Consider the following 22025-nt stretch of genomic DNA (forward strand, 5'->3'; position numbering starts at 1 on the left):
ATGAAAAAATTCTTTTCCCTTTTCCTCGCAGGCGCATGCCTTGCCGCTGCCGGCTGCGGATCCGCCCCTGACAGTAATACGAAAAGCGGGGGAGACACGCAAGTCCTGAACCTGTACAGCTGGGCGGACAACTTTTCTCCCGACGTCCTTTCGGATTTCGAAAAGAAATACAACTGCAAAGTCAACTACGACGTTTTTGCGAACAATGAAGAACTCCTCGCGAAAATACAGGCAGGCGGTTCGGAGTATGATGTCATCCAGCCGTCAGACTACATGGTAGCCACCATGATCAAGCTGGATCTCCTCGAAAAACTGGATAAAAGTAAAATAAAGAATACGGAAAATATGCTTCCCGCCCTGCAGAATCCTCCCTATGACCCTTCAGGCGATTATTCTGTCGTCTATACCTGGGGTGTCACGGGCATCGCTTACAATACAAAATACATCAAAGATACGCCCAGCTCATGGAATGATTTGTGGAAAGACGAATACAAAGGCCGTGTCATCCTGCTCAACGACAACCGTGAAGTCATCGGCATGGGACTCAAGAAAAACGGGCATTCCGTAAACTCGAAAGATCCAAACGAAGTCACACAGGCCGTCGATCAACTCCGTAAACTGACACCCAACCTTCTCGCCTTTGACACCGACACCATCAAGCAGAAATTCATCGCCGAAGAAGCCTGGATCGGCACCATGTGGTCCGGCGATGCTTCTTTTACCCACAAGGATAATCCAGACATTGCCTTCATTATTCCCAAAGAAGGCGCCGTCATATGGGCGGACACCTTTGCCATCCCCAAAGGAGCGAAACACAAAGAACTGGCGGAAGCTTTCATCAATTACCTCTATGATCCGCAGGTCAGCGCGAAAAATTACGAATACATCGGCTACAACGACCCCAACGCCAAAGCGGAAACCTATCATTCCGAAGAATATAACAGAGATCCCATGCTGAAAGCCGCCCGCGACTACATTTCCCGCGGTGAATGGATCGAAGACATCGGAGAAGCCCTCACCATGTACGACAGGGTATGGACAGAACTGAAAATAGGGAAATAGAAATAAGAGCCACAAAAGCAAAAGACGGTTGCACTGACCGTCTTTTTTGCTCCGAATCCTACCGGTTCGGATTAAATACTTTACGAGGATACTCGCTCGCCGGAATGATTCAAATCGTAAAAGAATAGTTAGCCTGCAGCTGACAGCTCACAGCTAACAGCTAATAGCTATTCCCCTTTTTGCCGGCTTCCTCACCACGGTAATAGATCCTTCACATTCGTTCAGGATGACGCTTAACTGTCCGTCATCACTCAGAACGGGGGCAGAAAAAGAATCTTCATTCTATTCTTTTGCGTCATTCCCCCAAGCCAGTATCCTCCGTCCGGCTTCGCCGGCCACCTCCTTATAAACAAGGAGGCTTACCCAATCCCTATTCTTCCCGTTAGAATCCCTTTCCTTAACACTGTAACAAATCCTTTGTTGTCGCTTTGAATGACGCCTTACTGATTCCCTACCATGGGTGCAGATCCTTCATATCCGCTTAGTATGACGATTAACGTTTCCCTCATTATGACGCCCTTCCCTCCAATCGTCATTCTGAGCGGAGACAAGAATGCCTTGTGGGAAAGACGGGAAACGGGACAGTGACACAGAGTGAAGAATCTATTACCCTGGATGACGCCTTACCGTCAATACCGCTTTTACACAAGGATCATGGAACCTGCCGCCAGGAGGAGCCCGTAGGTCAGGCGGTTGAACATCTGCTGGTTGATCATGCTGTGGATTTTATTTCCCAGATAGACTGCAATGACGAGAGGAATCACGCCGATGCCCAGAAGTTCAAAAAATTCCGTATTGTACAACCCCTTTTCATAGTCTGTGAACATGAGGACAAGGTTCAGCACGGTCCAGACAGAAGCCACATTGGCACGGAAGGAATTTTTATCCCGGAAGGCCGACGCCAGGTAAACGACCAGGAGCGCGCCGCCGGAAGCAAACATGCCGTGGATGATGCCCGCGCCGAGAAGGACAGGAATGGCAACCCAGACAGGAAGGGATGCACCGGACGGTTTTAGGAGAAGATTTTTGAGCGCCACGCCGACAATGAGAAGTCCGTACACAGGCACAAGAATGCGGGCGTCCACAATATTGTAGAGATAAATACCGGCCGCCATGCCGATAAGCATGAAGAGAATGATGCGTCCCAGTTCTTTTTTATTGATGTACTCTCTGTTTTTAACCATAAGGTATACGCAGACCAGCCAGCAGATCACATTGATGACCGCTTTGGCCATGTCCGGCCCATAAAGCAGGATTGTCGGCGGAATAGAGAGCATGACACCGGCAAATCCGGTGAGTGCCTGTACGATATTCGATATGAAGACGGCTGCCATGAAGAGACTCATTTTTATAAATACAGGAAGCCCCATAAGTTCCAAAATAATCACGCTTTCTATATACAAGTAAATTCATATTTATCGATTTTCTTCATTATAGTCTCCCTTTTTCCTTTTGTACAGCTGTTTTCTAAACGGATATCCATGAATGCGTTTAAGTCATTTTGGGGTTTTCAAATGCATTTCATGCATGCAATCATCAAAAGAAATATCCCTCCGTTTATCCATTTTCGCCCTGATTTTTCCCCTGCAGAAAAACAGGAACAACAATGGATAATCCATCCCAATAAAAAACGCCGCTTTGAAAAGCAGCGCAGGAAATATATTTTCTTACAGAAGCCAGCGGTAGAAACCGAAGTATGCCAGCGTGGAAAGGGTAACGACACCGATCGCGGAAATACCGAACATTTTCACAAAGAGACGATCCATTTCTCCTGCCGCAGCGCCTGCTTCTGAGGAATATGCTGCAAGGGCCAGCGCGCCGCCGGTAGAGAGGGGGCTGATCCCTGCCGTATTGGACACCATGGAAATTGCGGTGACCCATTCCACCGGATTCACGGATATGCTCATCTGGTGAATAATATGGGGCACTGTGGGAATAAGTGTGGGCATCACTACGCCCGACGTGGAAGAGAACCATGACATGACGCCTGCGGTGACACCGAGGATGGCAGTAGCCGTGGCAGCATTCATGATGGACGCAAGGGAAGCGGAAAGAAGATGGATACCGCCGAGGACGATAATCACATTCATCAGTACCCCTACGCCGCAGATCAGGAGGAGCGTCCCCCAGGGAATCCGTTTCAGCGCCTCTCCTTCATCGGACACGCGGAAGAAGGAAAGTGCCATTGCCGCGGTAAAACTGGCCAGTCCCACATTCACTTTGAAAATCATTACCATACCTACCATTGTGCAGATGCCGAGGAGCGTGATGATCTGTGCTCTGTTAAAGGAAGCGGTGTCGGAAAACTTCAGCGCTTTCTCCGATTTCAGTTTATACCCGCCGAAAGCGATGTAAACGACAGCGGCATACACGGTGGATGAAAATACGCCGTTCACCAGCAGAGGCGCTTCGATACCGGTCAGTCCGAATTCTTCGCACAGGTTGAGTCCGATGATCCCCGTCGCTGCAAGAGGCGACATACCTCCGCCGGCCGCACCGAGGAATATGATTGCCGCCAGCATGGCAGGATTGATCTTCATTTCCACGGCCAGTGTCATTCCGAAAACCATCATAATCGCGGTGGTGGGAATCGTACCCGGCCCCAGCGCGGACAGTACTGTGGCGAAAAGGTACATGACGACAGGGATGAGATATGTCCGTTTCCCTGCCAGAACGGTGATCTTCTTTGTAAGAAGTTTCAGTGTCTCGTTCCATTCCGCCAGTCCGAACAGGTAAGTAACGCCGAGAAGCATGAGGAAAAGGGAATAGTTGAATCCGCCGATGATTTCCTTGTCCGGAATGCCGGCCAGTTTCCCCAGAAGCAGCGCAAAGCCGATACAGACAAGCCCCGTATTCATTTTTCTGAAAAATCCAAGGAAAATAGCCGCTGCCAGCGAGCCGAGTGAAATCAATGCCATTGTGCCCTCCTGTTCTGAATCATGCCTGTTTGGTAATACGTTTTCATCTCCATATTGTTTCCGTAAAATTTAATTTTCCAAAAAATCATAGCATGAAAAATTGTTTGGAATAAAATAATTAAGAGTTATCTATGTTATTCTCTTTTCTTCTTACTCTTTGTTTTTATTATTTTTAAAATTCTTTTCTGGAATTTAAAGGGAAAATTTTGCGTTTTTCAGGCCGAAAAATCCGAAGTTATGAAAGCGGGGCATAACTTTTTCGGATACATTCTTTATAAATAGTTTTTATACGGAATTACAGAAAATATTACTTTACTCTTGCTTTTACAGGTATGAAAGTATAAAATATTTGAGATAAGTTTATTGTCTTTAAAGAAGGGAGGATCGCTGTTTGGGACGCGGTCTTCCTTTTTTCGCGGGTGAAGGTTTTTATGGAGGGTTTTATGGAAAAAAGAATTATCGAAGTGGAAGAAAGACTGCCTTTGCTGCCGACTATACCTCTCAGCCTGCAGCACCTGTTCGCCATGTTCGGCTCGACGGTGCTCGTGCCGTTCCTCCTGCATGTGGATCCGGCGACCTGTCTTTTCATGAACGGCGTGGGCACGCTGCTCTACCTGTTCATCTGCAAATGGAAACTGCCCGCCTATCTCGGTTCCAGTTTCGCTTTCATCTCTCCGGTTCTCGCGGTTACCGCCACAGAGGGTATGACCTATGCCGACGCGCAAAGCGGATTCATCTGCTTCGGCCTGTCTTTCATGATTCTCGCGCTCCTTGTAAAGAAGATAGGGACTTCATGGATTGATGTGCTGTTCCCTCCCGCCGCTATGGGCTCCATCGTCGCCATTATCGGCCTGGAGCTTGCCCCGCTTGCCATGAGCATGTCGGGCTTCTCCGGAGAAGCACAGGGTATGACAAATGCCATGGCTGTCATGATTTCCATGTTTACCCTCATCGTCACCATTCTCGCCACTGTACTGGGCCGCGGATTTATTTCCATTATTCCGATTCTTATCGGCGTCATCGCGGGATATATCCTTTCCATCATCATGGGCGTCGTCGATTTTTCCAATGTAGCCGCGAAAGAATGGTTTGCCGTCCCCACCTTTTATTCGCCCCGCTTTAATTTCAGCGCCGTCATGATGATCATGCCCGCCCTTTTCGTGGTCTTCGCCGAACATCTGGGCCACCTCTTCGTCACCAGCGACATCGTCGGCCGCGACCTCATCAAAGATCCGGGGCTCCACCGCTCCCTCTTTGCCGACGGTTTGTCAAATATGATTTCCGGTTTTGCCGGTTCCACGCCAAATACCACTTACGGTGAAAATATGGGCGTCATGGCCATGACAGGCGTATACAGCACCTGGGTCATCGGCGGCGCGGCAGTCTTCGCCATCATCTTTTCCTTCATCGGCAAAGTGGCCGCTGTCATCCATGCCATCCCCACCCCCGTCATGGGCGGCGTGTGCATTCTCCTCTTCGGTTTCATCGCATCCTCAGGGATCCGCATGCTCATCGAAAAGAAAGTGGACTACACGAAATCAAGAAACCTGATTCTCACCGCCGTCACCATGATTTCCGGACTATCGGGCGCGACCGTTACCCTGGGACCTGTCCAGCTGAAAGGCATGGGACTTGCCACCATCGTTGCCATGATCCTCTCCCTCTCATTCCTGATCTTTGACAGACTTCATCTTTCCAATGACAAGAAATAAGGAGGCCCTATGGACATCAATGAAGAAATCACAAAAATGAATCTGTATAAAACTTTCGAACCCTACATCGACAAAAGCGTCACCATGGAGGAGCGGTTAAAAGCACGGGTGCGCCTTGTGGATACCGCGCCGCAGGAAGCAAAAGACGCTCTTGCCAAATGGACAGCCATGAAACTGAAATCACGGCTGTTCTGAAAGCTCAATATCAGGAAATAGAAAACGCAGACAGTGTACTTGTGACCGTCTGCATTTTTGATTTGTCTTAAGTTCCGCCATCCGCCGATACCTTATTCCTTAAATTTCGGCAGTTCCCTGTTAATAAGCTGCCCCATCAGGAATTTCCCTTTCCAGTCGATGTGGATACCGTCTGCGCCGTACTCCGGTGATAATACATCCATATCCGCAAAGAGCACTGCCGTATCGATATGATCCTGCGTGCGTATCCATTCATTCACCGTAGAAAAGCGCTCTTTCCAATCGGGTGCCGTGTCTTCACCGAAATAACGTTTAATATTGTCAGGATTGATTGGTGCCAAAGTGAGATAAATCGGCTTGATCCCATTTTCCCTGCACTTGTCGCCGATATATCGCAGATCACCGATGACTTCCTCCGGATCTTCTCCTCCGCGGAGACTGTTCGTACCGCCCATGATGAGGAGATATCTTAAGCGGAAAGGAAGCACATCCGCCTCGAACCGTTCCGCCATCCGCCGGCTCGTGTCACCGCTTTGTGCCAGGTTCACCGTTGGCTCGTCAAGATAAAAGCCCAGATTGTACAGCGCATCAGACGGCGAAAAAGACATCCGTCCTCCGCCGTGGCTGATGCTGTCGCCGAAGAGCCCCGTTTCCCATCCGTCAACAGGCATTTCCATTCTCCGCGCCTCACTCCACACACCGAGGGCATTTCCGTCTTCATCAAGGCACCGTACCCGCCACCAGTACACGCCCGTACGGGGAAAGTCATCGTAAATCTCCATGATTTCCGTCGTCCCCGACCACACGCGGTACATGGACGGTTCCGTACCGTCAGGATTTTCAGGCTCGCTGTCCGTCACTTCCACTTCATATGATTTTGCGCCGGGAAGCCCCACATAGGAATAAACGGGGTAGAGCAGTTTCATCCGCCGGTCCTCGTGATTATCCGGACGGAGAAGAGGCGCTTCCCGTTCCAGAAAACTGCCGACCGCCTCGAAAGGCTCTCTTTCGGTCCAGCCATGGAGAGGCCCGCCGTATAAATCGAAAGGCCGCACACGCCAGAAAATTTTCTCTTCCGCCTCCGAGGGGATATCCGCCGGAAATATGACTTCATTCTGCCAGACGGAATCATCGGCATAGAGAACTTCTCCGTCCTCCGTAGTGACTTCCAGCGCATAACAGACTGCGTCCCCATCCATATCCCAGGATAAAAAGTAAAGGCCTGTTTCCGCGCCTGCCGGACTGCAAAAACATACGGCCATGAGCAGCCATAAGAGGCAGATGCATTTCTTCATCATGACTCCTTTACCCGCATAAAAAAACGGATTTCCCGCCGCTTCCATATGCTCCGATGGCGGCCAGCTGAATTTTCAGTTTCTCTTCGGAGATTTCCCCATAATCACCAAAAAGCTCATGCGTGAGGTATGCAGGCTCTATGCATTCCACGATTTTCCGCGCCGCTTCCGTGGTGAAAGGACGGTGCTGGTCGATAGAGGTAATATGCATCATGACGGTTTCTCCGTCCATGTTCTCCGGCGGCACGGCGGTACAGGATTTCTGGTACTTCCCGGACAGGGAACAGGACAGGTGCATCCCGCGGAACAGTTTTTTCATGCTCCCCAGTTTTTCCGCCATGGCACAGATATACTCCGCGCCGTCCGCTTCAGTTTCCAGATCCGGATTGGTATTCATGAAATGGCCCGTGTCTAAGACAAGTCCTACATTTGACCCTTTCAAAAGGGAAAAGAAATAGTCTATTTCAGAAGGCAGAAGGCGGCACAGCCCCGGCCAGAAAATATTTTCGAAAAGGACTTCCACCGTTTCAGGCACTTCTTCGGAAACGGCATTGTAAATAGCCGCCGTTTCCCGAAGAACGTCCTTCGAAGTGTAATAAAACTGCCGTGTCCATGCTTCTTCTAGAGTACAGTCTGCCACATGCCACACAAGGTACTCCGGCTTTTCCGCCAGCGCCGCGCGGATATTTTTCCGTATTTCTTCAAGCCAGCCGTCCGTGTCGGAGGCACCATAGTAAGCGGTAAGGGCTTTTTCATCGGGGAACTGTTTTTTACAGCGCTTCGTATTTCCCAGGTAAAAATCCATCCACCTCGGCCAAAAGCGCAGATGCGCCCCCACCGTGAGCGATGTGAAAAGATTGGATGACGGTTCATCACCGTAAATAAGGTTTTCAATGCCGTCCAGCCCCAAGCGGTGCACCAATTCCGCCGTTGCTTCTTCTTTTTCATCAGGCATGACATAGTGGCTCACACTTTGCTTCAATGTCTCTCCCCCGCCGTCTTTTTCTTTACGATACTTCTGTCAATGGCATGTTTCAGGAGCCAGAGATTGGTGATGAGTGAAATCATCTGCATCGTTAAGATGATGATATCCAAAGTTCTGTTTTTCTTTTTCCCTTTCTTCGACATAGTTCCTCCTCAATATCCTTTAATCTGTTTTTCCCCGCTCATATCAAAAAGGGGGCCGTAAGCGGCGTTTGCCATCGCTTTCACCGCATAGACGCAGTTCTGAGACGACGCATAGATATACCGGTCCTCCAGGGGAATGACACGATGGTAAGCACGCATATTCTGAATGGCGGGATTTGCCAAAAAACTGTCCCTGAATTTCCCCGCTCCCGTTTCATCCGATTCCCTGTCAGCAGAAACAAAGAAGAAATCCGGATCCGATTTGACAATCAGCTCCTGCGACAAAAGCTGCCCGTTGGCTACGCCCACTTCGGCAAGGGCGTTTTTGATTCCCGCCCTTGTCAGCAGTTCATGGTACATGGAACCCGGTCCGCCGTAACGGCTCATTTGGGAAACAAGAAGTCCTGTCTGGAGCGGAAGATTCCTTGCAGAAAGTGTACTGTCCACCTCTTTTAACTGCCGTTCCATTTCGGCGACCACCTTTTCTCCCCGCTCCGTTTCCCCCACGGCAGCCGCGATGATGCGTATATCCTTTTCTGCCTGGGCGATGGACGTCGGGCCGTCGATCATGACGACAGGATAGCCGAGGCTGCGCCACATATCCAGTTCCTTCTGCCTCGTATAAGATGACGCCACGATAAGATCGGGACTTATTTTTGTCAATATTTCCATAGAAATCCCGTTCAGGGGAATCTCCGGCTTGATATCCTTCACCTCGTCCGCGATATAGGACATGCCGGGATCTTTATCCGCGATGAAGCACGCCGCCAGCCGTGACGGTTCGACAACGCCAAGAAGCATCGTATCGATAGCAGAGTCCGTGCCGAGGATCTTTTTCGGTTTGTGGGGAATAGTCACCTGATTGTCAAACGCGTCAGTGACGACATAACTTTCCTTCGACGCGGCATCGCCGCCCATCTTTTTCATTTCGCAGCCGCTCAAAAGGAAGAGGGCTATACAGAGAAGCAGGAAAACGAACCATACTTTTCTGTTTCTTATACTGAATTCCATACTACCGCCTTTCAAAAACATTATATCCAGTGTAGCCAATAAAAGCGTACCGGTCAAATAAAAAGAGAAAATCCCGCCATGAAAACGCCCCCTTGTCCCATACTTCAGGAAAGGAAAGAGCGGCGCAGGCATAGGAAAAGCCGCCCGATGACAGCGCGGCTCTCCCTGCTTATTTCTTTTTCCCCTTCTTCTTTCCTTTTTTATCCTTTTTACTTTTCTTTCCTTTTTTCGTCTTATCTTTCTTCTTTTTTACGTCTTCCGCTTCATCCCCCACAGCATCCATATTCCAATCCTGCTCGATATTTTCACTCTCGTCAGGCTTACCGGGCATATGGCTTCTATACTCCACGTCGACACCGCCTTCAGATTCTTCACGGCAGGGGATTTCTTCCCCATCATGGCCGGCTTCCGCCTCCGATCCGCAAGTGTTCCTCACGAGCGTGTCCAGCACGTTTTCCATGACGCCTGCCAGCTCCATGATTTTCCGTATCCGAAGATCTTCCGCGGGACGGTTGTCGGGATCGGGATCGAGAAGAGACATCTGGAGGAAAGCGCGGTTTTCCCGCAGTTCATCATGAATGGCAAGAATCACCTCTTCTAAGGACAACCCCCTGTAATCTCCGTCTTTGTACATACTATCCTTCCCCTTCCGTAACTAATACTTTATCAACTCTGCGGTTGTCGCAGTCCATCACTTCAAAGGTAAAACGGCCGAAGGAAATTTTTTCCGTTTCTTTCGGAATATAGCCGAACAGGTACGTGATAAACCCGCCAAGCGTCTTGTAGTCATCTTCCGCTTCTCCCGGAAGTTCTTCTTCGATATGGAAATACTCCCTGAACTCATCAATGGTGCACAGTCCTTCCACCAGCCAGGAATTTTCCGTGCGGCGGATAAACTTATTTTGCGCCTCCAGCATGTCTTCCTTGTCGCCGGGCATGTCCCCCACGATTTCTTCCAAAACATCATGGAGCGTGACCAGTCCCGTCAGGGTGCCGTATTCATCAATGACCACCGCTTCGTGGACCACCCGGTCTTTGAACAGGGCAAGAACTTTTGTCAATATAAGTGTTTCCGGAATCAGGAGCGGACGGTAAGCCGAGTCCATGATGGACGCTTTGATAGACTTGCCGGGATTCCGGTGCTGGTCGCGGAGCACTTCGCTCATATCGGCAAGACCTTTGAAATCATCAAGGGATCCGTTTCCCACGGGAAGACGGAAGTGGGTGGAATGATTAATATCCTCCCAGATATTTTCCTCCGTATCCTCCAGATCAATCCATACAAGCTGCGGCCGCGGGGTCATAGTATCCGACGCAGTGAGATCATTCAGAGAAAAAACATTCTCAATCATTTCCGGTTCTTTTTTGTCAATCGTGCCGAGCTGCGCCCCCTGATGGAGAAGGACACGTATTTCCTCTTCCGATACGGGCGTTTCGCCCCCCATGCGGACGCCGAGCATCTCCACCACAAGCTTCGTTGACCACGTGCTGAATACCACAAGAGGCTTGCACAGGTTGGAAAATAAAATCATGGGACGGGCGATGAGGCACGCTGCTTTCTCCGGTTCCGCAATGGCGATCCACTTCGGTGCCAGCTCCCCGATAATCAAAGCAAAATACGTCACCAGCGCCATGACAAAGAACATGCTCAAAGGTGCCAGGAAAGCGCCGGCTATAGGAATGCCGCCAAGAAAATCAGCAAGAGGGCCTGCCAGAGAGGCGCCGGAGAACATACCCGTCACGATGCTGATGGTGGTAATCCCCACCTGGATGGTAGAGAACAGCTCCTCTTTACGTCCGGTCAGCTTCAGCGCCTGTGCCGCGCCACGCTTCCCCTCATCCGCCAGCTCCTGCAGCTTCGTCTTCCTCGCTCCCACAATGGCTATTTCCGCCAATGAACACACGGCATTTCCCAAGACAAGCAGAACAATAATAAATAATTCAAACCATATATGGCCGTCGTCCATGAAGCTCCTCCAAACCATTTACCCGGACACTGTATTCTTTCCGTTTTCCTGTCTTCATTATACCAAAGGAAACCGCCCAATTACAGCGGCGGAAATTTTATTCCAAACCCTTTCCGGATCATTTAAATGACTAAAAGTCATTGCATTTATACCCCGCTTATTTTATACTAATATAATATAAATAATAAAGGAGGATGCGCAATGCCTTTAACCAAAAAAGCCGAGCGGACAAAAGCCAAGCTGACCGCTTCCGCCAGAAAACTCATCAGCGAACGGGGATTTGACAACGTTTCCGTCGAAGAAATCACGAAAGATGCCGGTGTGGCAAAAGGCACATTCTACCACTATTTTGTATGCAAGGAAGATGTCGTCCGTGAATTTTCCACCCGAGTCATAGAAGAAATATTTACCACTGCCATGACGATGCCCGGAGGCCCACAGGAAAAACTGACCTATTACTTCAATGCTATTCTCCACGAAGCGGACCGCATGGGTGTAAATCTGATCCGCCAATGGATCCGCGATATCATGTCTCCCCGCTCCGCAGAAGAAGGCGCGGAAAATCTCCGCGAAGGATATCGTAAAATCTATACCATTCTCAAGCACACCAAAGAAGAAAACCGGCTGAAAGAAGATACACCGGTCGCGTTCCTTACGAAACTTCTTCTCTCCCATCTTTACGGTGCGCTCATCACATGGTGCATGCTGGGCGGCTCTTTCAAGCTGAGCGAAGAATCCAACCAGTTCGTCACGGAAGAAGTCAATGCCTTCCTCTATAAATATATGAAATAATAAAAAGCAGCCGCCGGCTTACAGATGAAAAAACGCCGCATATCCAACAGCGGCGTTTTTGCTTGCAAAAATTCATCCTATTCTTTTGTGTCATTACGGCAGCAGATCCTTCACATTCACTCATTATGACACCTTGCCGTCCGTTGTCATTCAGCACTTTTAGCTGACAGCTGACAGCTCATAGCTAACGGCTAACAGCTTTCAGCTCACAGCTGATAGCTTTTATCTTCTTACCGATTCCCTCACCACGGCAGCAGATCCTTCACGTTCGTTCAGGATGACGCCTTGCCGTCCGCCGTCATTCTGAACGGAGGCAAGAATGCTTTGTGGGAAAGACGGAAAACGGAACAATGACACGGAGTGAAGAATCTATTATGCTGATGACAGCTTACAGCCTTTCCACCATTGCCTGCGCCCATTCCGTATCAATAATGACATCCGCAGGCGAAAGGGCGTCTATGGTTTCCAATGCCTTTTCCAGGAGCGCGTCATACAGGGCTTTGTCAAATTCCACCGCTGCCAGCATTTCTCCATGTCCGCGGAGAAGGAATCCGTGCTCCCCCTCTTCGTTGGTGGCAAAAAATATTTCATCAATCCCCTTATCTTTGTAATGAGCCTCCACATTGGCATAAATACCGCTTTTCATGACTTCCACAATCTTGTCATTGAATCCCGCGTCAAAAATCAATAGTTTTTCTTTGAATGCATTGTGAGACAGGACGATGCGTTTCGTGTAGCCTTTAAAGGCGTTGTCCTCCGCCGTGAGTGTTTCTTTCATCGCCGTGTAATCGGAACCGTCAGCGCTGCATACGATAAAAAGCTTCTCCGCCGGTTCATGGTAGATGAAATTATAATGCAGTACAGCAGACGCACCGCAGTCCCCGCAATGAAAAGAAAAGGCTTCATCATTCCTGACCGCTTCCTTAAGCGGAGGATCTTCCATCGTATTGATACTGTCCCACACACGGAAAAATTGTTTCTTCCCGCACTTCGGGCAGGTGATTTCCTGCATCTGTGACTGTGACATAACTGCTCCTTATGATTGATGAATCGTGCGGAGGGCTTTAGCACCCCACTCCGCATTAATAACCGGCTGGTTCCTTGAAAGTGTTTCCAGCATATCTTTCACACCCGTTTCAATTTCTCGGTACATCGGCGCCTCAAATGCATATGCCGCGATGACTTTTCCCTTTTCCTCAAAACGAAAATAATGGTTCCCGTCAGCCCCATATCAAAAAGGACACGCTCCGGATGAAGTTCGGGACTATGACGCCGGAGCGACATAAAGGCAAGCCCCTTCATCAATTCAATGACCCGATCATCGAAACCGCTGTCAAGGATCATAAGCTTTTCCCGAAGTGCCTCCCGTGACGTGACAAGCCGTTTCTTCACGCCCCGAAGTTTTTCTTCATCAAGGCGGCGTCCTCTATCCTGCCCGGTAAGCATCTTCCACGCCTTTTCATAGTCTTCCTGATCTGCTGCATAGTACACCAGGAACAGCGCCGACGGCTGATAGTACAAAAAGGAATAGTCCATACGGGACTTTTTACCGCAATGGCCGCATATCGACACGAAAGCCTCTCCGTCGCGCACTTTTTGTATCATCTCCGGCCGCTCTTCCGTATTGATATAATCAATCGGTGAAAACACCATAGACTTTCCGCAGTGAGGACAGGCAGTTTCAAGCAAAGACATAGACTCCCCCTGTTTTTTGTTCCATTATATCACGGCCTGCCGGAGCAGACGGAAGTGGATAAAGAAAATAATTTTTCCCTGCTAATAAAATAACGGACTCCCTTTTATGAGAGTTCCGTTATTTTCCTTTTCTCCTATTCCTTATCTGAAAGTCAGCACTTCCTTTAAAGGCTTTCTTTCATTCGCAGCGGGTATGACTTCGGGATGGCCCACCGCAATGATGCAGGACACATCATACTCTTCGGGAAGATCAAGAATTTCTTTGATCTTTTCTTCGTCATACCGTCCCATGATGAGCGTCCCCAGATCCACCGCCCGTGCGGCAAGGCAGAAATGATCCGCTGCCATGCCCGCATCAAAAGACTGCCAGTGGGTTCCCTTTGTCGTAGACGCTTCTCCATTCGGTTCATAGCCGGAAAGCCCTTTTACTGTGCAAAGCACGATGAGCGCAGGCGCTTCATGGATATTTTCCGTATTCCAGGGAAACTTCTTCGTGCATTCATCGGCAATACGGTTCTTCAGATCATTGTCCAGCACCGCTACATAACGGACAGGCTGCGTATTTTCCCAGCAGGAAACCATCTGCGCGATTTCCACCACATTTTCGATGTCCCCTGCGGAAACAGGCTCTTTCGTATAATTGCGGATACTTCTCCTTGTAACCAGGCATTCGATTGCGTCCATAGTACCATCCTCCAGACTACAAAAATCCTTTTCTCTATTATACGGGATTCTTAAAAATTCGCCACTGTTTCATGAGAAAAACAGACATATTTTTCTGCTGAAGAAGCGCCCTGTCCTGCTCCCGATTTCTTCATTTTTTAAGAAATATCTTTTCCACATAAGGCGAAGTGAAAGCGCGGAGAACGGAGAAATACCCCAGCCGCAATTCCACGATATCTCCCACTTTGTATTCCTTCACGCTGTCTGTCACATCCAGCATGAGATGATCCGAACTGGCACCTAAGATAAGAATGCCTTCATCCACAGGCGTTGCCGTTTCCGCATCAAAATCCTGACGTCCGATGGCACAGATGACCTTTTTCCTCTTTTCACCCCTGTTTGTAAAAACGGGTTTCCGTCCATAGCTGTCCACCCCCGCCGTTCCCCAGGGAAGGCTCGGTTTGACTTTCGCTTCCACCACTTCACATTCCAGAATAAATCCGTCATTCCTCGTTCCCGGCAGGAAAGTATACCTGCTCCGTTCCTTGCCGAAAAGAAGGCTTTCCCCAAGACGGAAATTATCTACCCCTTCACAAATACCTCCGCGCATCATGAGATCCAGGGCCGCACTGTTTCCTCCGCTGACGATTTCCAATGTATGGCCGGCGGCATTCTCCACTTTCTTCCGCATTTCCGCAAGGCGTTCCATTTTTTCCTCATCGGCCTGAATAAAAGAAAAGCAAGTCAGGTTGGTGCCGATACCGTAAAGATCCACACGAGAAAGCTTTTCCGTTTCCACCGCAGCGGCAATCAATTCTTCTTCATCCACATATCCCTCGCGGATATCGCCAAGATCCATCATGAGGATGATTTTATGGCACTTCCCCTGCTTTTCACACTCCTTATTTATCGCACGGACGGTTTCCATTTCAGACTGAAGCGACACATCCGCATAGCAGACCAGATCCTCTATTTCCGAAAGCATGGGCGGACGGATGAGCCACTTTTCCGCTTCGATATTTTCCAGTTTCTTCAGATTCGCCACGCGGGAATCGCCAATCATGGCAAGGCCGCCCGCCAGATAAGCTTCCGCCAGTTCAGGCGCACCGCAGCATGCCTTCGTCACGCCCATGACGCGGATACCGTGACCGGCACACAGCTGTTTGACGACCCGTGTATTTTCTTCAATCCGTTTCAAGTATATTTTCAACCGGGGATACATATGCCGCCTCCTGAAAAAGCCCACCCCGTCAATTTCCGGAATGAGCTTTTTAGTACGAAATTATTATTTCCAGTATTCCACTTCGTCAAGATCCAGACCCACGTCAGCCGCATGGAAGACCGGATCCCTGCCTTCTCTCTTCTGGCGCTCATAGTCTTTCATCACTTTGACTGCCGTTCCGCCGAGGACAAGGCAGGCGGGAATATTGATCAGGCACATAAGAGCCATGAGAATATCGGCGATATCCCAGGCCGCTGCCATAGACATGCCCGCACCGACGAAAATGACAAGGGATGCCAAAATTCGGAAACCTGTCATAAAAGATTTTCCCGGTTCTTTTTTATGAATAAAGATCAGGCAGTTATCCACATAGAAGAAGTTGCCGATCAGTGTGGAAAAGGCAAAGAGCACCATGCACACCGTGATAAGGATCGGGCCGAAGCTTCCAAAAGCCACAGTCACGGCATTCTGCACATATCCCGCACCGGCGATTTCTTTCGTAATCGGAGTACCGGAAGCCAGACACATCATAGCGGTCGCCGTACAGATAAGAAGCGTGTCGATGAAAACGGACAACATCTGTACAAGTCCCTGCTTGACCGGATGGCTTACATCAGCGGAAGCGGCAGCATTCGGCGCGGAACCTACGCCCGCCTCATTAGAAAAGAGGCCGCGCTTTACGCCGAACATGAGACAGGATCCGGAAACGCCGCCCAGAATGGACCGGAAATCAAAAGCATCGGCAAAAATCATGCCAAACACCTGCGGAATAAGATTTATATGCATCACAACGACAATCACAGCCGCCGCCACATAGATGAGCCCCATAATCGGCACGAGAACACCGGTGACACGGAGGATACGTCTTCCGCCGCCCATGATGCAGTACCCCACAAGCGCGCCGAGAACGGCACCGATGATCCACGGCGTGACAGCCGGATCATACCAGCCATAGGCCGCAAAAGTGGACTGCAGATTATATGAAGCAAGCATATTGAAGCCGCCGGCATAGGTGATGATGAGGAAGAAAGCGAAGAGTACGCCAAGGGTGCGGTTGTGCATGGCGGATTCGATGTAATAAGCAGGTCCGCCGTAGCTGTCTCCCTTGCTGTCTCTTCTCTTATAGACCTGGGCAAGGGTACTTTCAATAAACGCGGACGCTCCGCCGATGACGGCAATAACCCACATCCAGAAAACGGAGCCCGGCCCGCCAAGACAGATTGCCGTGGAAACACCCAGAATATTTCCTGTACCTACGCGGGATGCCGTGGAAACCATGAGCGCATGGAAAGGAGAAACCGCCCCTTCATTCTGCGGCTTTTCCATTACAAGGCGGATACTTTCCCAAAACATACGGAACTGCACCAAACCCGTCCTGCATGTAAAATACAGCCCTGCCGCCGTTAATACCACAACGAGGATGGGATAATACAGTATCCCGTCCAGATAATCAAGAATTGGCATCATAACCGTTTCCCCCTCTGCGTCCGCGGGTAAATCCCGGGCACTTCATTTCAGTCCCCGAGCCCATGACGACTTCAACATAAAATTCCTGTCCTGATTTGAATCATAACTATAAAAATAGTAATAACTTATATGCCTTTTGTCAACAAATTCCGTAAAAGCGCAAACAGGCTCCCATAGGGTTCAGAAAAAGCAAAGGCCGTACCGAACTTCCTTTTTATTTGCAAAAACCGGATAAAAAATCCCTGCTGATCCGATTCCCTTTACTCCTTCTCCTCTGTTTCCATTCCCACATATTCTTCGCCCCGGTCTTCCACCTTTACTTTTCCGCCGGTCATATCCCGGAAATACATTTCATGCCTTGCTTTATTTTCCGGAAGGCAGAGGCATGTGATTTGCACTTCTTCCGCAAAGATTCTGTCCAGTACACGGATATCCGTACCTTTGATGTAGTGTTCAAACGCGCCTGCCGCGGTATAGGGAATCGTAAGTTCCAGGCGGACGTGGGGCATAAAACAAAGAACACCCGCTTCCTCCACGGCTTCCGCCAGAGTACCGCCGTATGCTCTCGCCAGTCCGCCCGTCCCCAGTTTGATGCCGCCGAAGTATCTTGTCACAACGGATAGAGTATTAGTGAGCGATTTCATCTGCAGGACATGGAGCATGGGATGTCCTGCCGTCCCCTGCGGCTCTCCGCCGTCGCTTGATTTCTCACGGATGCGGACGGTGCCGATGCGCCATGCCCAGCAGTGGTGGGCCGCATCTTTGTGATTTTTCCGCACAGTTTCCAAAATGAACTGCGCTTCCTCTTCTGTTTCTACAGGGAAAAGCTGCGCAATAAATATTGATTTTTTTATCTCCGTTTCTTTTCGGCAAGGTGTCCGCACCGAGCGGTAAGGAATGAGCATGAATGATCCTCCATGAAATATATTTCTATTGTACCATGAAAAAACACCTTCCCCTGCTTGCAGAGAAGGTGTCTTTATCATTTCAAGGTGTAATCGTAATCTTCTTTCAGGATGAGGATGGCGCCTTCATCGCCCTTCATGGCCGCTTTGATAAGCCATTCCATGGCGGATTTTTTATTTTTCCTCACGCCTTCCCCATTGGCAAGGGCGCAGCCGTAATGGGCCATGGCGAAAGCATTTCCTTTTTCCGCCGCTTTTTTATAATATTTCACGGCTTTGGAAATATCCGCTTCTGCACCGAGACCCGACTCATAGCAGAGACCCAGCGCCGCATCGGCTTCGGGCAGTTTGTATTTCGCCGCTTTCTTAAAAGCATCAAAAGCTTTTTTCGCATGATTTTCCACACGGCTTGCGCGATAAGCGTATCCCATGCGGAGATAGACTTCCTTATCTCCCATCGCTTCCGCTTCTTTGGCCATGGCAGCAGCCTTTTTCTCATCCACCACGCCTGCCGCCCCTGTCAGATACTCCGTGCAGGCCACCGCCAGAAATCCGCGGAGCGTTTCATCGGCATCGGGGTCGCCCGCTTCTTTCCCCTTCCGTATCCATCTTTCTGCTTCCACGGTATTTTTGGGCACGGATACTCCCTGCGCATAAAAAAGACCGGTCATAAGCATGGCTTCCGAATCTCCCCGCTGTGCTGCCAAAAGGTAGTATTTAAAAGCAGTTGCGGGATTAACCTGCCCCATGACACCTTCATCGTATATCCGGGCAAGAAGAACGGCCGCTTCCGTATATCCTGCCTCAGACGCATGCTCCAAAGCGCGTTTGGCTTTCCTCGGATTCGGCTTTCCTCCATTAAGCCCCCGAAGGTACAGCTTCCCCAGGTACAGCCACGCTTCATCATCGCCCATTTCTCCGCACAGGCGGTAGCAGTGGGCCGCTTTTTCCTCATCCTTTTCCAGCCCGTCTCCCTTTTCCAGCCGGCGGCCGATAACGCCGATTTCATGAGCCGCTTCGCCGGCACCTAGGTTGGCCGCTTTACGGAAATAAGTGACCGCTTCGTCGATATCTCCGGCAGCCAGGGTATCCTGCCCCATGGAATAATAGTATTCCATCATTCGATCTGATGCCATGATGCTTATCCTTTCCTCAGGACGCAAAAGCGCCCTTCACACTTCGGGACAGGCCCGCTATTTCAAGTAGTTGCTGCTTAAATCGCAGAATCTGATTTATAAATGTTTTCTTAATTCCGAAAGCGGAAAACCGCCGCCGGAGAACGATTTTACCGAAATTCCATACAGAGATCTTCAAAAAGCGCAGCTGACGGCTTTTCCACGTGATCTGCAAGGCGCACATCCGCCGACGGAACGATTTCACCGAAAGGTACAGCGCCTTCCTCTTCATAAATAACGCCCAGTACGAGGCTGTCGGTGTCGGAAAGCAGATGGAACGCAGCCGCCTTATCATGAGGATCATAGTTTTCCCGTATATCTGCCAGTTTTTTCAGATGACCATTGTACCATTCCACTGTATTGAACTGGTTGAAAGTGACGCAGGGCGTGAAAATATTGACATAGGAGAACCCTTTATGATCGACCGCTTTGGTAATGACATCCACCATATTCTTCATGTCGATGGCATACGCCTGCGCCACGAAGGTAGCGCCCGCGGCAAGAGCCATGGACGGAGCGTCAAGCGGAGTGAGGGGATTGCCGTCAGGCGTCGTCTTGGTCACAAAGCCTTTGGAAGACATGGGGCTCGTCTGCCCTTTTGTCAGGCCGTAAACCTGGTTGTCGAAAACGATATAGGTGATATCCATATTTCTCTTCATCGCATGGAGGGCGTGTCCCAAACCGATGGCGTAAGAGTCGCCGTCACCGGAGCAGACGATCATATGAATATCTTTGTTGGCGCATTTGATGCCCTGGGCAAAAGGAAGCGCGCGTCCGTGGGTCGTGTGGGCACCGTAGCAGTACTGGTACCCGCCGATGCGGGAAGAACAGCCGATACCGGAAATCAAAACGATATCTTCATTCGGCCAGCCTTTAGCCGCACAGACAGCGGCAATCGCATTTTGGATCCCGAAATCGCCGCACCCGGGACACCAGTTCGGCACGATAGTATTTTTATAATCTCTCGGTGAACCCATAATCAGATGACCTCCTTGGATTTATTGATAATGGTCGAAGCCAGGAACGGCGTGCCGTCATACTGCAAAAGAGAAAGAAGTTTATCGTGGCAGTCAAAGCGGATGGCAAACTGCTCGCGGAGCTGCGCCGTCAAATCCTCTTCGACAATGAGAACCTTCTTCGCCCCTTCGATATACGGACGGAGTTCTTCTGCGGGGAACGGGGAAATCAGGCGGAGCTGGATATGATTTACCTTCCTGCCTTCCGCTTCCAGACACTCCCGCGCTTCTTCCAGCGCGCCATTGGTGGAAGTAATGCCCACAAGGAGCAGGTCGCAGTTCGTTTCTTCATGGGCTGCGGTAAACGGCTGAATCGCTTTGGAAACGGCAGCGAACTTCCTGTGGCGCTTTTCCATTTCCATCACACGGTCGCCCTGTCCTTCCGCCGGTTTGCCGAATACATTATGTTCAAGGCCCGTAGAAAGGAACATGCCGTTTTTCACGCCGGGAATCGTCCTTGGGGAAATACCGTCTTCCGTGTCCTCAAAACGGTGGAAATAAGATTTCGTTTTCATATCCAGTTCAGAAAGGCCTTCCGTCACTAATTTACCGCGGCGGATGCCGATACGGTTCCTGTCGAAAGCGGGAACAGACTGCTTGCACATGCCAAACTGCAGATCGGACAGCACAATGACAGGAGTCTGGTATTCCTCCGCCAGATTAAACGCTTCCTGGACGATATAGTAGCAGTCTTCGATAGACGCGGCAGCAAGAACAATCTTTTCCGCATCTCCGTGCCCGGAGCCGACAGCATAGCGGATATCGCTCTGCTCCACCTTTGTCGCCATCCCCGTGGACGGCCCTGCACGCATCACATCGATAATGACCACCGGGATTTCAGCAACAGCCGCCATGGAAATGGATTCCGCCATGAGAGAAAGCCCGGGGCCTGATGTCGCGGTAAACGCGCGGACACCCCCATAACCCGCCCCCATCGCCATCATAACGGATGACAGTTCATCTTCCGTCTGCACGACCGTGCCATGAATCTTATGAGCCACTTTAATCATATATTCCATGATTTCCGATGCCGGAGTAATCGGATAAGAAGCCATGAAACGGGATCCTGCGGAAATAGCGCCGAGCGCGGCCGCTTCATTCCCAAGCAGGTACAGCTGGTCTTTCTTTTCAGGAACGGCCAGTTTCCCCAGCTCCACCCCCTGCATGGCAGCGACAGCCGTGTCATAACCCTCCTTGAAAATCTCTTTATTTTTATTGATGACCGCTTCCCCTTTTTTCGCAAAACGTTCCGCGATAAAGCGGTAGAACGGCGTTTCCGGAAACCCGAGCAGTCCTGCGCTCATACCGAGAGCGGCAATATTTTTCATCTGCATGGATCCGTACTTCTTTGCCATTTCCGTAATGGGGAGCGGCAGGAAAATACGTCCCGTATGCGCCTCCCATTTCGGTTTAAAAGCATCGTCGGCAATAATAACACCGCCTTCACAAATTTCCTTTCCGTGAAGATCGATCGTTTCCTGGTCAAGAGCTACAAGACAATCCACATGCTCCCCGATCGTCGCAATTTCCTTGGTCGCGATACGCAGGGCAATCGTCGTATGTCCGCCTTTGATCCGGGATGCAAACAGACGCTGGCTGAAAAGGGAATATCCCTCCTGTGCCAGAACACGCCCCAGAATTTCTCCGCAGGATTCAACGCCCTGTCCCTGCTGCCCTCCCATTTTCCAGATAAAATCTTTCTTTTCCACTCCATCTTCCTCCTTGTCGATGTTCAGTGAATCGATCCTATGTGCACGGTAATGGTCCGGTATCGATTTTTTATCATACACATACGATTTCAT

General features: G+C 50.0%; 21 protein-coding genes. 4 read left to right on the forward strand and 17 right to left on the reverse strand.

The window, feature by feature from the left end:
• Positions 1 to 1062, forward strand: coding sequence for a polyamine ABC transporter substrate-binding protein (locus GCWU000321_RS05775; protein WP_007070187.1), 1062 nt, complete (start codon positions 1 to 3; stop codon positions 1060 to 1062).
• A gap of 641 nt (positions 1063 to 1703) precedes the next feature.
• Here the strand turns inward: GCWU000321_RS05775 and GCWU000321_RS05780 are convergent.
• Both GCWU000321_RS05780 and GCWU000321_RS05785 read right to left on the reverse strand, forming a co-directional pair.
• Positions 1704 to 2450: a sulfite exporter TauE/SafE family protein gene (locus GCWU000321_RS05780; protein WP_244835065.1), complete on the reverse strand. Its 747-nt coding sequence runs from the start codon at positions 2448 to 2450 to the stop codon at positions 1704 to 1706.
• A 279-nt stretch (positions 2451 to 2729) separates the two neighbouring features.
• Positions 2730 to 3980, reverse strand: coding sequence for an SLC13 family permease (locus GCWU000321_RS05785; RefSeq protein ID WP_007070190.1), 1251 nt, complete (start codon positions 3978 to 3980; stop codon positions 2730 to 2732).
• A gap of 443 nt (positions 3981 to 4423) precedes the next feature.
• Between GCWU000321_RS05785 and uraA the strand changes: the two genes are divergently transcribed.
• Complete coding sequence (gene uraA, locus GCWU000321_RS05790) at positions 4424 to 5692, forward strand: uracil permease (RefSeq protein ID WP_040381376.1); 1269 nt, start codon at positions 4424 to 4426, stop codon at positions 5690 to 5692.
• A gap of 9 nt (positions 5693 to 5701) precedes the next feature.
• Entirely contained in the window at positions 5702 to 5887 is a 186-nt protein-coding gene (locus tag GCWU000321_RS05795) for a hypothetical protein (RefSeq protein WP_007070192.1), read from the forward strand.
• 92 nt (positions 5888 to 5979) lie between these two features.
• Here the strand turns inward: GCWU000321_RS05795 and GCWU000321_RS05800 are convergent, their stop codons facing one another.
• The 6 genes from GCWU000321_RS05800 to GCWU000321_RS05820 all read right to left on the reverse strand — a co-directional run bounded on the left by GCWU000321_RS05800 (position 5980) and on the right by GCWU000321_RS05820 (position 11288).
• On the reverse strand, positions 5980 to 7185 hold the full coding sequence (locus tag GCWU000321_RS05800; protein WP_169303246.1) for a GDSL-type esterase/lipase family protein: 1206 nt from the start codon (positions 7183 to 7185) through the stop codon (positions 5980 to 5982).
• A 7-nt stretch (positions 7186 to 7192) separates the two neighbouring features.
• On the reverse strand, positions 7193 to 8164 hold the full coding sequence (locus GCWU000321_RS05805) for an apurinic/apyrimidinic endonuclease family protein (protein ID WP_156777747.1): 972 nt from the start codon (positions 8162 to 8164) through the stop codon (positions 7193 to 7195).
• A complete protein-coding gene (locus tag GCWU000321_RS09580) occupies positions 8161 to 8310 on the reverse strand; it encodes a hypothetical protein (RefSeq protein WP_007070195.1) in 150 nt (49 codons plus the stop codon). Before GCWU000321_RS09580 ends, GCWU000321_RS05805 begins: the two co-directional genes overlap by 4 nt.
• A gap of 9 nt (positions 8311 to 8319) precedes the next feature.
• Positions 8320 to 9321 carry an ABC transporter substrate-binding protein gene (locus tag GCWU000321_RS05810; protein WP_156777748.1) on the reverse strand — a complete coding sequence of 334 codons (1002 nt, stop codon included), beginning with the start codon at positions 9319 to 9321 and terminating at the stop codon, positions 8320 to 8322.
• 169 nt (positions 9322 to 9490) lie between these two features.
• Positions 9491 to 9955 carry a hypothetical protein gene (locus GCWU000321_RS05815; RefSeq protein ID WP_007070197.1) on the reverse strand — a complete coding sequence of 155 codons (465 nt, stop codon included), beginning with the start codon at positions 9953 to 9955 and terminating at the stop codon, positions 9491 to 9493.
• Position 9956: 1 nt separating this feature from the next.
• A complete protein-coding gene (locus tag GCWU000321_RS05820) occupies positions 9957 to 11288 on the reverse strand; it encodes a hemolysin family protein (RefSeq protein WP_040381380.1) in 1332 nt (443 codons plus the stop codon).
• A 201-nt stretch (positions 11289 to 11489) separates the two neighbouring features.
• Between GCWU000321_RS05820 and GCWU000321_RS09195 the strand changes: the two genes are divergently transcribed.
• Positions 11490 to 12080, forward strand: a complete 591-nt coding sequence (locus GCWU000321_RS09195) for a TetR/AcrR family transcriptional regulator (RefSeq protein ID WP_007070200.1) — start codon at positions 11490 to 11492, stop codon at positions 12078 to 12080.
• Positions 12081 to 12468: 388 nt separating this feature from the next.
• On the opposite strand, the gene GCWU000321_RS05830 is transcribed toward GCWU000321_RS09195, so the two are convergent.
• The 9 genes from GCWU000321_RS05830 to GCWU000321_RS05870 all read right to left on the reverse strand — a co-directional run bounded on the left by GCWU000321_RS05830 (position 12469) and on the right by GCWU000321_RS05870 (position 22025).
• A complete protein-coding gene (locus tag GCWU000321_RS05830; protein WP_007070202.1) occupies positions 12469 to 13107 on the reverse strand; it encodes a CpXC domain-containing protein in 639 nt (212 codons plus the stop codon).
• 98 nt (positions 13108 to 13205) lie between these two features.
• Positions 13206 to 13775: a CpXC domain-containing protein gene (locus tag GCWU000321_RS05835; RefSeq protein ID WP_050754524.1), complete on the reverse strand. Its 570-nt coding sequence runs from the start codon at positions 13773 to 13775 to the stop codon at positions 13206 to 13208.
• Positions 13776 to 13916: 141 nt separating this feature from the next.
• The gene (locus tag GCWU000321_RS05840; RefSeq protein WP_007070205.1) at positions 13917 to 14459 is read right to left on the reverse strand and encodes a nitroreductase family protein; all 543 of its coding nucleotides are present in this window, start codon (positions 14457 to 14459) and stop codon (positions 13917 to 13919) included.
• A 130-nt stretch (positions 14460 to 14589) separates the two neighbouring features.
• Positions 14590 to 15660 (reverse strand): alanine/ornithine racemase family PLP-dependent enzyme, encoded by a 1071-nt coding sequence (locus GCWU000321_RS05845; RefSeq protein WP_007070206.1) that lies wholly within the window; start codon positions 15658 to 15660, stop codon positions 14590 to 14592.
• Between the two features lie 63 nt (positions 15661 to 15723).
• On the reverse strand, positions 15724 to 17127 hold the full coding sequence (locus GCWU000321_RS05850; protein WP_007070207.1) for an alanine/glycine:cation symporter family protein: 1404 nt from the start codon (positions 17125 to 17127) through the stop codon (positions 15724 to 15726).
• Between the two features lie 260 nt (positions 17128 to 17387).
• Positions 17388 to 18032: an IMPACT family protein gene (locus GCWU000321_RS05855; protein WP_040381383.1), complete on the reverse strand. Its 645-nt coding sequence runs from the start codon at positions 18030 to 18032 to the stop codon at positions 17388 to 17390.
• 77 nt (positions 18033 to 18109) lie between these two features.
• Positions 18110 to 19168: a tetratricopeptide repeat protein gene (locus GCWU000321_RS05860; RefSeq protein ID WP_007070209.1), complete on the reverse strand. Its 1059-nt coding sequence runs from the start codon at positions 19166 to 19168 to the stop codon at positions 18110 to 18112.
• Positions 19169 to 19317: 149 nt separating this feature from the next.
• A complete protein-coding gene (locus GCWU000321_RS05865; protein ID WP_007070211.1) occupies positions 19318 to 20184 on the reverse strand; it encodes a 2-oxoacid:ferredoxin oxidoreductase subunit beta in 867 nt (288 codons plus the stop codon).
• A gap of 2 nt (positions 20185 to 20186) precedes the next feature.
• Positions 20187 to 22025 (reverse strand): 2-oxoacid:acceptor oxidoreductase subunit alpha, encoded by a 1839-nt coding sequence (locus GCWU000321_RS05870; RefSeq protein WP_007070212.1) that lies wholly within the window; start codon positions 22023 to 22025, stop codon positions 20187 to 20189.

Source organism: Dialister invisus DSM 15470 (genome assembly GCF_000160055.1).
Taxonomy (GTDB): Bacteria; Bacillota; Negativicutes; order Veillonellales; family Dialisteraceae; genus Dialister; species Dialister invisus.